11 protein-coding genes and 1 tRNA gene are annotated in these 12270 nt (G+C 34.1%); 8 read left to right on the top strand and 4 right to left on the bottom strand.

Going from position 1 to position 12270, the window contains the following annotated elements; translation table 11 throughout:
• Positions 1 to 264: 264 nt before the first annotated feature.
• On the bottom strand, positions 265 to 843 hold the full coding sequence (locus BN2144_RS16905) for a DUF6609 family protein (protein ID WP_033829391.1): 579 nt from the start codon (positions 841 to 843) through the stop codon (positions 265 to 267).
• A gap of 458 nt (positions 844 to 1301) precedes the next feature.
• On the opposite strand from BN2144_RS16905, the gene BN2144_RS16900 reads away from it, so the two are divergent.
• The 7 genes from BN2144_RS16900 to BN2144_RS16875 all read left to right on the top strand — a co-directional run bounded on the left by BN2144_RS16900 (position 1302) and on the right by BN2144_RS16875 (position 6456).
• Positions 1302 to 2501, top strand: a complete 1200-nt coding sequence (locus BN2144_RS16900; RefSeq protein ID WP_042338100.1) for a chromate transporter — start codon at positions 1302 to 1304, stop codon at positions 2499 to 2501.
• Between the two features lie 262 nt (positions 2502 to 2763).
• Positions 2764 to 3000, top strand: a complete 237-nt coding sequence (locus BN2144_RS16895; protein WP_033829390.1) for a glutaredoxin family protein — start codon at positions 2764 to 2766, stop codon at positions 2998 to 3000.
• A 160-nt stretch (positions 3001 to 3160) separates the two neighbouring features.
• Positions 3161 to 3874: a cytochrome c biogenesis CcdA family protein gene (locus BN2144_RS16890; protein WP_082195265.1), complete on the top strand. Its 714-nt coding sequence runs from the start codon at positions 3161 to 3163 to the stop codon at positions 3872 to 3874.
• A gap of 764 nt (positions 3875 to 4638) precedes the next feature.
• Positions 4639 to 5259, top strand: a complete 621-nt coding sequence (locus tag BN2144_RS16880) for a peroxiredoxin family protein (protein ID WP_033829388.1) — start codon at positions 4639 to 4641, stop codon at positions 5257 to 5259.
• A gap of 68 nt (positions 5260 to 5327) precedes the next feature.
• Positions 5328 to 5603 carry a hypothetical protein gene (locus BN2144_RS19745; protein ID WP_139017909.1) on the top strand — a complete coding sequence of 92 codons (276 nt, stop codon included), beginning with the start codon at positions 5328 to 5330 and terminating at the stop codon, positions 5601 to 5603.
• A 314-nt stretch (positions 5604 to 5917) separates the two neighbouring features.
• Positions 5918 to 6055 carry a hypothetical protein gene (locus BN2144_RS19960; RefSeq protein WP_154665515.1) on the top strand — a complete coding sequence of 46 codons (138 nt, stop codon included), beginning with the start codon at positions 5918 to 5920 and terminating at the stop codon, positions 6053 to 6055.
• Positions 6056 to 6114: 59 nt separating this feature from the next.
• Complete coding sequence (locus tag BN2144_RS16875; RefSeq protein WP_033829387.1) at positions 6115 to 6456, top strand: hypothetical protein; 342 nt, start codon at positions 6115 to 6117, stop codon at positions 6454 to 6456.
• A gap of 178 nt (positions 6457 to 6634) precedes the next feature.
• On the opposite strand, the gene BN2144_RS16870 is transcribed toward BN2144_RS16875, so the two are convergent.
• The 3 genes from BN2144_RS16870 to BN2144_RS16860 form a co-directional block, all read right to left on the bottom strand.
• Entirely contained in the window at positions 6635 to 7948 is a 1314-nt protein-coding gene (locus BN2144_RS16870; protein ID WP_017550355.1) for an IS1380-like element ISBco1 family transposase, read from the bottom strand.
• Between the two features lie 778 nt (positions 7949 to 8726).
• A complete protein-coding gene (locus BN2144_RS16865) occupies positions 8727 to 9491 on the bottom strand; it encodes an HAD-IIB family hydrolase (RefSeq protein ID WP_033829386.1) in 765 nt (254 codons plus the stop codon).
• A 256-nt stretch (positions 9492 to 9747) separates the two neighbouring features.
• Positions 9748 to 9820, bottom strand: a tRNA-Val gene (locus tag BN2144_RS16860).
• A 418-nt stretch (positions 9821 to 10238) separates the two neighbouring features.
• On the opposite strand from BN2144_RS16860, the gene BN2144_RS16855 reads away from it, so the two are divergent.
• A complete protein-coding gene (locus BN2144_RS16855; RefSeq protein ID WP_033829385.1) occupies positions 10239 to 12200 on the top strand; it encodes an AMP-binding protein in 1962 nt (653 codons plus the stop codon).
• Positions 12201 to 12270 lie beyond the last annotated feature (70 nt).

The following is a 12270-nucleotide window of genomic DNA, read 5'->3' as shown; positions in this document are numbered from 1 at the left end:
ACCCTTTATACACACATTTATTACATGAATATGTGACCGAATCGTAGGTGGACACCGGCGAATAACTAGGAACTAAAGAAATATTTACTACAAATTGTACTTGGAGGATAGTGAAGTTACTGATGACTCTATAGAACAAGTGCCTTACTGATTAACCTATGATAAGTGTTAATTTTGGAAAGGAAAAGAAGGAGAAGGCCGCAAAACGACTAAAGCTGCGGCTAAGAGCATTAGATTTTAAAAATGAACTTAATTATCACGAACCTATTTCAAACTAGGAAACTGAAAAGAATCATTTTCACTAGATTTATTTGTAAAAAATAATAAATACAAACCGAAAAGTGTTTTAACTATTCCATCGGCAACCCCAAAATATAGGAAAGGAATATCTTTACTAAACATACCAACAATTGCGGAAACTGAACAGATTACGGCTAGGTAAATCATTGACTTTCCATGCACAAAATAAAACGGCAAAAAGTGAATACCAGTGGCAAGTAATGCTCCTAACCACATCATTCGCCAATCACCACTTGGAATAAATGTACCTCCTAGAATAAAAATCAATGGGAATAAGGAAAGTATACCAATCCGAGACATTTTTTCTTGAAACTCCGTAAATTCACCATCCGTAAATTTTGTAAGAATTGTTTTATTGTAATTTGTTAAATAAAACCCAATTCCAAAACCAATCATAAAAACAATGGGGTTTAAAATATATTCACCGCCTACGACTGTTGCTACTATAATTACTGCACCAATAATGAGTAACCAAAGTCCACATAACCGTTTACCATTAAATTCCAATTTTACCTGTTTATCGTACCCTAATCTTTTTAACATTACATCCTCCTTCAATTATTTTTAGCTAATAGGAAAATATGAATTTTTTAATTTTTACTTTCCTACACGCATAAGCGCAACTACGGCTCTCTCTTCGCCTAAAGGCTCTAGACATGAGTTTTCTTTATTAAATTCGTATGATATGATCCTATTTTGGAAGTGTCTAAGAATTGTTCATTATATAATCAATGTAATTTTAACACAAATTTCTAAAAATTACATAAGATTATTGTCATGTAGTTTTCGTTGTTTTATTTATTTCGAATGCTATTAAATAGTAATAATAAAATATTATTTTGATTATTTATTTAAAATATCGTACTCCGGAGATTTATCATTAAAGTCCTCAATGTTAATTTTTTGTAAATTGATTGTTCGATAATTTCTTACATGTTATTATCCGTTATAAGAAGCGAGATTATGAACGAATTATGGTTTCGGCTTGGGGGGAGAGGGAAGTGGATAAATCAAAAACGAGAGAAATTAGTAAATTATCAATTTTACTTGAAATTTTATTAGTATCGACTAGATTAGGTTTAACATCATTTGGCGGGCCAACAGCTCATCTTGGATATTTTCATAGTGAATATATTCAAAGAAGAAAATGGATGGACGAAAAAAGTTATGCTGACTTAGTGGCTTTATGCCAGTTTTTACCTGGTCCTGCTAGCAGTCAAGTAGGTATTGGTATAGGTGTTATACGTGCAGGAGTCCTAGGAGGCATTGTCTCCTTTATTGGTTTTACCTTGCCTTCTGTCATTGTACTGATCATTTTCGCATTGATGCTTCAAGGACTAGATATAAGTAATGCAGGTTGGATTCATGGTTTAAAAATTGTTGCTGTTGCCATTGTTGCTCATGCTATTTTAGGAATGGCTCAAAAACTGACACCTGATTTAAAGAGAAAATCAATTGCCTTGTTAGTATTAGTAGTAACACTATTATGGCAAACAGCCTATACACAAGTAGGTATGATCCTTTTATCAGCACTTTTAGGTTTTATTTTATATAGACAACAGGAAGTAGAACTTGATAGTCAAGTAGAGTTTTCGCTCAATCGGAGCTTTGCGACAGGGTGTCTTGTATTATTTTTTTCCCTACTCATCATACTTCCACTATTAAGAGAAGTAACTTCCATTCATTGGATTGCAATGTTTGATAGTTTTTACCGGTCTGGCTCGTTAGTGTTTGGCGGAGGGCATGTCGTATTGCCTTTGCTTGAACGAGAATTTGTAACAACTGGTTGGTTAAGTGAAGAAACTTTTCTGGCAGGATATGGGGCAGCTCAAGCCGTTCCAGGTCCATTATTTACATTTGCAGCCTACTTAGGTACTGTAATGAACGGGTGGGTAGGAGGTGTATTAGCTACTGTTGCGATATTTTTACCAGCATTTTTATTAATATTTGGAGCACTTCCTTTCTGGGATTATTTCCGGCGTAATCCAAAAGTTAACAGTGCTTTAATGGGGGTTAATGCAGGAGTAGTAGGTATATTAATTTCTGCGTTTTACCATCCGATTTGGACTACTTCTATATTAGCACCCATTGACTTTGCTTTTGCGGCAATTTTGTTCAGCTTGTTAGTCTACTGGAAACTACCACCATGGATCATAGTGATTGCAGGCGCCATTGGGGGGACAATTTTGCCACTTTCCTAATATCACAATAAAACTATAATTATAGTTTGATAATTTTTATGTTTTAATTTAACAGGTATTGTACTAACGATTCCAATTCTGTTCTTTACACTGGAAAGAAACAAGTATTTTGCTGAAACAGGGGAATAATGCTGCAAAAGGTGTCCATTTCTTGCTACATCAATACCTATGAGAAGTAGGGGACAAGCGTTGTCTTTGATTTAGCCATTAGAATAGAAAAGAACTTACTAACATAATCTGATCTTAAGGAGAAAGGGAAAAAATGAGACAAGAGGTAACTGTCTATACGTCAACAACATGTCCGGTCTGTGGAATGGTAAAGAATTTTCTTGAATTAAATGAAATATCGTATAAGGAGATTAATGTAGATTTTCACCCGCTAGCTTTGATTAAACTAATAGGAAAAACTGGTAAATTTACTGTACCACAAACTAATTTCCATGGACAATGGATTAGTGGCTTTGATCCAGTTAAAATGCTGGAAGTGATGCTGTCTTAAAAAGTTATTATGATTGACTTACTATTATTGTTCAGATAGTATACCTATATAGGTATACGAATTATTATATACCCCGCACTGTATTACTGTGATGAATGATAGAAATTAATTCTAATATTTACTTGTAAGGTGAAAGAAGTAGGAGGGAGGTAGAAATTCAATGAATGATATTGGTATATGGTTTGCCATTGTAGCAGGGTTACTCTCATTTTTTTCACCTTGTGTATTTCCGTTATTACCAGCCTATATCACACATTTAACTGGAGGGAAAATTGAAAATTCACAATTACAGGTGGATCGAGACAAACTTTATATTCGGTCTATTGGATTTATTCTAGGTTTTAGTTTCGTCTTTATTGCACTTGGTGCTTCTGCCGGTCTTATCGGAAAGGTTCTTGCTGACTACCGCCTAATTGTTATGCAAATTGCTGGATTCATCATTATTATTTTTGGTCTTCAGATGGCCGGTTTACTTAATGTTAAGTTTTTAATGTTGGAAAAGAAACCGATTGTTACTAAGAAATCTAAGGGGCTCATTCATTCTGTTGTTTTAGGAATGGCTTTTGCTACAGGTTGGTCCCCTTGTGTGAGTCTAGCACTTTCATCTATATTACTTTTAGCTAGTTCAACAGAAACATTGAATCAAGGCATTCTTCTTTTAAGTGCCTATTCATTAGGAATGGCGATTCCGTTTTTTATTATTTCAATTTTTATTTCATACTCACTCAAATCGCTAAGAGTACTCAATAAATATCTACCAAAGCTATCATTTATCAATGGAATGATAATGGTTATACTAGGTTTTTTGGTGTTGAGCGGACAAATGCAAAAAATCAGCGCTTGGTTATCGTCTTTTAGTTTATTTGAGTTTTAAGCGAGTTCTTAATAATCGATATTTATTGTAGCAAAATCCATTAAATACATGGAATACCCTGTGTCAACAACTCGTGATTAGAAGTCACGAGGGTTTTCGACATATATCTAAAGAAGGTCAATAAAAAATTTGTAGGTGAGTGGTCTTGAATTACTATCAAATAGGGAACTTAACCGTGTCCTCAACTATACTTGCAGTAGTCATTGCTTTTATTTTAGCTTCTGTAGTTTACAGAATTGCCTTTAAGGAAAAAACAAGTGATTGGTATGGAAATAGTTTTTTCTATTATGTTTTAATATGGAAGTTTAGTTATATATTATTTCACTTCTCACTTTTTATTGATTATCCAATGTCTGTTCTATATTACAATGGGGGCTGGTTGGGACATATATTGGCATTATTGTTTCTTACCATCTATTTTATCATTTGGATGAATAAATCCCGAACATTTTTTTTTGAATTCTCCAGATTATATTTACTCTTTTATTTCATTTTTGTCCTAATAGAAAGTTATTTAAACCACAATGTCTTAATGACTATTTTTCATGTTATTTTATTAGGAATATCTATCTTTTTATTTATATGGCATAAGAATAAAAGCCTTACTATGCCTGTTCAGTTACTCCTAATACTTGTATTGTTGGAATTAGTCGTCATGAGTATTTTTGAATCAATTTTGTCATTAAAAGTACTTACATTAATATGGTTAACCGTGATTACAATAATTTCTCTAAAACTGCCAAAAGGGGAGGGGAAGAATCGTCATGTATAAAAAATTTTTAACAGCAGGAATCGTTTTTTTAGCGATTGTTCTTATAAGTGTTAATATTTGGAAACAGTATGAGTTAAAACAAAACACTAAATTAGCTGATGATGAATTATCCTCAACAGTAGATAATGCCCCTACACTCGAAGAACGAAAAACGAAGAATAATAAAATTCAATGGGGAACTAGCTCTATCGAAGAGAATGAACCGGCTCCTGATTTTGAATTAGTTAATTTAACAGGGGAGTTTGTAAAGTTAACTGACTTACGTGGAAAAATAGTTATACTAAACTTCTGGGCTACTTGGTGTCCGCCTTGTAAAGCCGAAATGCCCCATTTACAAAATTTCTATAAAAAAAATAAAAATAAGGGAATTGAAATAGTAGCAGTCAATCTAACAAGTCTTGATAAAGGAATGGCACGTATAAAAGAATTTGTAAGTGATTATGGTCTTACTTTTCCAATTCCTTTAGATGAAACCGGAGAAATTGGAACTTTATATGAAGCCCATGCCATTCCTACTAGCTATATCATTGATCAAAATGGTGTAATCGTGAAAAAAATCGTCGGCCCAATGGATGAACAAATGTTAATAGACTTAACAAAGAATCTTAAATAATTCAAGCTGCATATAATTTAAACAAATTTAATGGGAAATGTTGGTATCACAACAAGTCTTGTAAAGGAATGGCACGTATAAAAGAATTTGTAAGTGACTATGGTCTTACTTTTCCAATTCCTTTACTTATAAAGAATCGTAAAGTTGGAAAACTAATGGTATATTTGTCACTAGGAGGGATAAACATGATGTGGGGTTATGGTGGAATGATGCATGGATATGGTTTTGGCGGATGGGGTCTTGGTTTAATCGGCTCGTTAATTAACCTTTTCGTACTTGGATGTGTTGTTTATTTTGCAACTAAGTTAGCATTGAAAAATTACGATAAAGATAAAAATAAATGAATCGAACAAGTGAACATGAATAAAATCTATGATACGAATATCGATTGTTGGGATAAGGACTACTCCCAATAGAATAACCGTAATTCATTTTTATGAGTTACGGTTATTTTCGACTATTATAGTATTGAAATAAACATAAAAGGTCATTTGTCATTTTTCCTCTTTACCGTAAGACTTGTTATTGATTTTTCAAAACTATTAAAAATAGGTGATTTTACATTGGTTTATATAATAAAATTGAACTATTAGAACAGTCTTGGTAAGGACGCTTTAAAAGAACTATTGATAATAACAGCGACGAATATAAATTATATATGTATTTTGCCGTTGAACCAGCAGCTAGTTTACCGAATAGATTGAAAGCTTATGGACAATATGCACATCAAGAGAACAAAATTGAAATCTCACCAACTATTAATTTTGATGAGATTTACAATATTCAATTCAACTAACTGGTCTCATCAGTATTTCTAAGCAACTATAACTACTAAATAAGAAGGGACTTTTAAAAATGAAAAAAATCATCCTTCCAACCCTACTAATTATTATCGTAATTACTGGTTCCATACTATTTAAAAATAGTACTCAAGACAAAAATGTAGAAGCAAGACCTATAAGTATGAAAGAAAAAATTGATCAATTTGGGCAAATAGAAGAGGAAGAGGAAAAAATAAAAACTATTGTTACGAAGGTAAATCTAGATAAGGAATATGAAGCAGTATTATTTTTACAAAACAACAATAATATCGGGATTGCGATAGTAAAATGTAAAAAATCTGTAATAATTTTTACTACAACTGATAGCAAGCAGGCAGTGGATCAATTTAAAAACTATTACCTGAAATATTCATAGCTACAAATCCCATTTGATAAAATTTGTTAAATTAGTTGAACATAACGGTATTTAATTAAGAACCGTAGCCAATTCATAAAATAACTGAATTTTCAATAGAACAACTCTGGTATTTTGGGCATACTTCCCCCTTGACTGAAAAATTTATTTTTTTCAGTTATGAGAAGTATTCTATTGGTCATTCCAATTGTAGTTTTTGAATTCGATTCAGTACATCCCAAAAGAAATTTTGATACACAAAACTCGATGATAGTTTGAAGTAAAGGGATCTGCCTGATTTCACGACTTTACTTGCCGCTTTAATTAACCGAGTACGTATCGTATCAATTTGCATAGTTTTTTGACCTTCCGGAAAACAAAGAGTTCGTAACCAATTGGTCAAATTATATGCAAGAAGTGTTAACATCATTTTTACTTCGTTCACTAGAAAAGCGTGGCTATTCATATGATCAAAGTAAAAGCCATTTTTTGCTTCTTTGATATAGTTTTCCATCGTCCCTCTTTTTTGATAAGCTCGGACGATATCTTGAGGAAAAGCTAATTCAAAGTTAGTAACAAAAAAGGAATGGGTAAAGAACAGCTCACCTGCAGGACGTACCGATTGAATAATCACCCTTCTTGGTTTTGACCATGATTTTGCTTGGTAAATCGTTTCTTCATAATAGGTTTCCGTCTTGGAAACATCTAAAGGTGCGGAAGAAGGATGGTATTCCTTCGCTAAACTTTGTAGTTGTGAATTCGATTTCAACCGAATAATATACAAAACAGATTCTTCTTCACACAGATCGTATAATCCCGGAACAGCAAACCCACTATCTCCACGAAGAAACAGGGTAGTTTCCGGAAACATTTCGTTATAATGTTTAATGAGAGGCCGAATAAATTCCACCACACCATTTGATGTATAAACATTTCCGGGACGGAGTTGTGCTTTCAAAAAGTCACCAGTCGCACCATCAAAGGCGACTAATGGATGAAAACCCATCGTGCCATAATGAGTATTATATGACGAAGATTCTTGGTCCCCATATGTATCCGAATGAGTCGAATCCAAGTCGATAAATAACTCTTTCGATTGTCGAAAACAATGAATCTTATCAAGCATTTCTTGGTTAGCCAGATTTAATTGTTCAATTGAATCTTTATCAAATCGTGTATAAAAGCGAGACAAACTGGGCTGGGAAGCAAGTGTTGGAGTTTCAATGATTTCCTTAAACACAGGATCATGAGTCAACTGATCAGCCGCATCATCTTCCGCATACCCGGCAATGATTTGATAGACTTTTTGACGTAACAAGTTTTCATTTGAATGAAGATAATATTTCCTTGAATCGTTAAGTCTCAAGTACTTAACTAAAGTCTTTGAAAAACCAATTTTTTCATCGAATTCTCTAAAAAGAAACTCACCTGTATCGGAGGAAAGAGAACCTCCATCATTTGACAATTTAATTTTATGATTGAAATCAAGTGTTTTTTGCGTTAAAGTAACCATATAAAGAGTCCTTTCTGTTTGGTTTTTGTTTTGGTTACTTTAACTTTAACAGAAATGGATTCTTTTTTCACTTTTTTAATGAATTACAATAAAGCCGAAAAGGCTTGGTAATCCATAAGTTATAATAAGTTTCTGAATTTCTGTGAATAATTCAGGTATTTTATTGTTTTTGGAGAAAAACCTAATCAGGAAAACAGAAAATTAACTATTAAAATTGATTTAGGGAACAATTTTGAAGTGCAGAATCAATCTTTTAATTTAATGGAGGGGAAGTATTACTTAAGTTTTGTAAAATTACCAAAAGAGATTCAACACGCTAAATCTCTAGAAGATTACATTTTTGAATAATAGCGACAGGACTTGACGATTTTAGCTTAATCAGTGGGGAATGAGGAAGCCCCCACTGATTGAAGTTTCACTTTATCCTTTGCCCATGAAATGTAACAGGTGCTTTGGTGCATCTTATTGATCATCTTTTTCGGTCATTTCTAAACTCTTTGTACATCCACCAAATCTTTACTGTTAAATGATAGTTTGTATATACCTGGCATTTCAAGTTCCTTCCAAAAGTTCATTGACCCAAAAATCAATGCTACTTTTGCCTGTTTTTGTTAAATCTACTGATAACTTTTTTCTTATTTTGACTTTAAATATTCAGCGACAACTAGAATTTTATCGACTTCTTGATCTGGAATTTCATCAATAATTTTAAGTAATCGTTCCTTCGCAGTATTCATGTTATTATAAACCTACTTGTCTGAATAGTCTATTAAAATATTTAATAGCTATACTTCTTTGAAAGTGTACGTATTTTCTCTACGATTTCCTGTTCGAAATCACCATTTAAGAGAATCGTCTCTTTTGCAAAAGGTGACAATTGATCGTGATAGCCTATCATAACAGTATGCAGTGCATTTTCAAACATTGTAATATCATTTGCATCGTTTCCAAAGGCAATATATGTATCTTCCTTTATTCCAATAGACTGTAAAGCACTCCACTTATTAATCCCTCTTGGACTAATATCAAGGACATTCTCATTTCTATGTTTATTTATATATACATCTAAATACGAAAGTTTTTCTTCTAATTCTTCCATATTATTTGAGGTTAGAATAAGAATTTTAACAACTGAATTAAGAGAATCAATGGTAACTTTTTTCGCTAATTGTGCAGGGTCTAAATTTTGTCGTATAGAATGATTATCTGGACCAGTATAAGCATAGTCCCATTCACCATCGATTAGATAAGTGGCACTATATTTGTCAATAAGATTCTTTATTTCATTCAATTCATTTGTTGAAAAAGAATTACTCTTGATTACCTGACCTTCTTTTGAAATTAAAGAGCCATTACCACCTATCATTGTATAATGATGAAAAACTCCATCTATTACAGGTAGCATATCCCGGATAGGTCTGGCAGATGCAAAGATCACTTCATTTCCATCATCCTTTAATTCTGCCAATGAATGAAGTATCTTTTTAGAAATTGGTTGTCCTTTAAAACAAAGTGTTCCATCTAAATCAAAAACAAATTTCAAAAATCTCACTCACTTTCTAATAATGATATAAATTAAAAATGAAAATGTAATCACCTTATACTTGCTGAATGCCATGTATGTATATTTTATAATAGAAGTCAAAAAGGTGAGGATTTTTTCGCCAATTTAATAAAAAAATAGTAATTTTTCTTTTTTACCATCATTTCACCCAACTTTAGAAAAATGGCAAGAAAAGGGGAAAAGGAAAACAAATAAAAAAGGCATAATCCATTATGGACTATGCCTTTTACTGTAGTGATCCCGACTGGGTTCGAACCAGCGACCCCCACCCTGTCAAGGTGGTGCTCTCCCAGCTGAGCTACGGAATCATTTATTTAAGATACATTGATAAATATAAGACATTTGAGAGGGGAAGTCAAGTATAATTTTATAATAAACATCCTTAGAACAATGGTGGCTTGAATGATGAGAGGTTTGGAGTTATCAACTAGGGGAAGAAAATCAGCTAGGAAGGTTGGGGAAAGTACTCTTAAGGGGGTTATAAATTGGATGAAATTCTTTATGCATCAGTGAAGAAAGAAATGAACGCCAACTCTCACGAAAAGACATTATAAAGAAATGGGCCAGAAATTTTGCACTAAGTATTATTCACTGAAACAAACTTTCTGTTAACAGAACTTTCCTAGAAAATCTTAAATGCACTGACTCATTTCCCTTTTCAACTCTTCATAAAATATAGGGATTGGGTGGACTTTTTAAGGAATAAACGAAGGAGGAGTAGGATAAATGCACGAATCGAAAGCGAATGACCTTGTATGGATACCGACAAAAGAACAAATTGAATTGGCTAATATAACTAGTTTTATGAAAGCTCATGGACTTGCAACTTATGAAGAACTACTAGAGAAAGCTATCCAAAAACCAGATTGGTTTTATCCAGCAATTTTACAAGAATTAGAGTTAACTTGGATGAAAGAATACGACAAAGTGGTAGATTTGTCGAATGGGAAAGAACTACCGACCTGGTTTCCTGGTGGTGAAACGAATTTTTATCTTTACGGATTATATAAGCATGTTGAAGCGGGACGTGGAGATGAATTAGCTCTCATTTGGGAAGGGGAAGACGGTCGGGTTGTGAAGCGGACTTACCAACAGTTAACAGATGAAACAGATCGATTAGCAAATGGTTTGTTTCGTCTCGGTGTCAGGAAAGGGGATCGTATTGGTGTATTTCTACCACAAATTCCGGAGATTCAGCCGATCTTGTTCGCCACAGCAAAGTTAGGTGCGGTTGTTATCCCTTGCTTCTCAGGCTTTGGTGCTGAGGCGGTGGCGTTACGATTAAATGATGGTGGAGCAAAATGGCTTTTTACCGCAGATGGGTTTCAGCGGAAAGGGAAAACCGTAAATCTTAGAACAGTTGCAAGAGAGGTGCTGAAAAAGGTACCGACAATCGAAAAAAGTATTATCGTTCCCCACCATTCTAGAAATCGTAAAGGGGTTGACGATATAACAGAGAAGGAAATTTCATATGATGAATTGCTTATAAAGGATAACCTCAATCTTTCTGTTGTGCCAATGAAATCAACTGAACCATTTTTAATTATTTATACTTCAGGGACGACTGGTAAGCCAAAGGGAACACTTCATACGCATTACAGTTTTCCTTTAAAAAATGCGATTGATATGTTTTTCAGTTTTGATGTAAAAGAGAGTGATCGGATTTTCTGGTTGACGGATATCGGCTGGATGATGGGGCCGTGGCATATGTTTGGATCTGCTATTTTAGGAGCAACAGCTGTGATGTATGAAGGAAGCCCTGATTATCCGACGAAAAATCGGCTATGGGAACTCCTTGAACGACATCAAGTAACCATTATGGGGATTGCGCCAACTGTCATTCGGTCATTAATGAATCCTACCATTTATCCAAGTCGGGAGTATAATTTAACATCTTTAAGAATTCTCGGTTCCACTGGTGAAGCGTGGAATCCTAAACCTTGGCTCTGGTATTTTGACAATGTAGGTGGAAAGAATTGCCCGATTATTAATTATTCTGGCGGAACGGAAATATCGGGTGGTATATTAACATGCATTCCAATTAAACCATTAAAACCGTGTTCCTTCCACGGTCCCGCACCAGGAATGGCAGCGGAAGTTTACGATTCAGCTGGGAATCCTGTTCGAACAAATCAAATTGGTGATCTTGTTATATCAGAGCCATTTTTAGGAATGACGTATTCATTTTGGAAAGACACGGAGCGGTATTTACGTACATATTGGGATACGTGGCCTGGCGTCTGGCATCACGGGGATTTTGCACAAGTCGATGAAGATGGGTTTTGGTACATTTTAGGCCGTTCGGATGACACGATGAATATTGCTGGAAAAAGAATCGGTCCGGTTGATTTAGAATCCGTCATCAGTGCACTTCCTGCTATAAAAGAGGCAGCAGCCATTGGTATACCTGATGAAATAAAGGGAGAAGTTCCTATTGTTTTCGTTGTAACAACAGAAGAGGGAAGCAGTCAAATTCAGTTGCAAAAAGAAATAATCGGAACAATTGGGGAAAGTTTAGGCAAAGCATTTTTACCAAAGAACATTTATTTTGTTGATAGTTTACCGAGGACGCAAAGTGGGAAAGTTGCTAGACGTGTTATTCGGTCGGCTTTTTTAGGAATGGAGCTTGGGGATATTTCAACATTACAAAATAAAGAGAGTATTAATTATTTTCGTCCAAAAGGTTAACAGTGAGCAAATGTAATTTCAATAGTAGAATAAACGGCATGTTTCAGTAAAAGAAAGCACTGTAGAACCT

It is taken from the genome of Bacillus andreraoultii (assembly GCF_001244735.1).
Lineage (GTDB): Bacteria > Bacillota > Bacilli > Bacillales > Caldibacillaceae > Caldifermentibacillus > Caldifermentibacillus andreraoultii.
Note: the sequence above shows the minus strand (reverse complement) of the source record. Positions and strands in the feature narration are given on the sequence as shown.

What these genes read in the sequence shown, in the direction of transcription:
- BN2144_RS16905 (WP_033829391.1), bottom strand. Translation starts at nt 843, where the DNA reads ATGTTAAAAAGATTAGGGTACGATAAACAGGTAAAATTGGAATTTAAT.
- BN2144_RS16895 (WP_033829390.1), top strand. Translation starts at nt 2,764, where the DNA reads ATGAGACAAGAGGTAACTGTCTATACGTCAACAACATGTCCGGTCTGT.
- BN2144_RS16890 (WP_082195265.1), top strand. Translation starts at nt 3,161, where the DNA reads ATGAATGATATTGGTATATGGTTTGCCATTGTAGCAGGGTTACTCTCA.
- BN2144_RS16880 (WP_033829388.1), top strand. Translation starts at nt 4,639, where the DNA reads ATGTATAAAAAATTTTTAACAGCAGGAATCGTTTTTTTAGCGATTGTT.
- BN2144_RS19745 (WP_139017909.1), top strand. Translation starts at nt 5,328, where the DNA reads ATGGCACGTATAAAAGAATTTGTAAGTGACTATGGTCTTACTTTTCCA.
- BN2144_RS19960 (WP_154665515.1), top strand. Translation starts at nt 5,918, where the DNA reads ATGTATTTTGCCGTTGAACCAGCAGCTAGTTTACCGAATAGATTGAAA.
- BN2144_RS16875 (WP_033829387.1), top strand. Translation starts at nt 6,115, where the DNA reads ATGAAAAAAATCATCCTTCCAACCCTACTAATTATTATCGTAATTACT.
- BN2144_RS16870 (WP_017550355.1), bottom strand. Translation starts at nt 7,948, where the DNA reads ATGGTTACTTTAACGCAAAAAACACTTGATTTCAATCATAAAATTAAA.
- BN2144_RS16855 (WP_033829385.1), top strand. Translation starts at nt 10,239, where the DNA reads ATGCACGAATCGAAAGCGAATGACCTTGTATGGATACCGACAAAAGAA.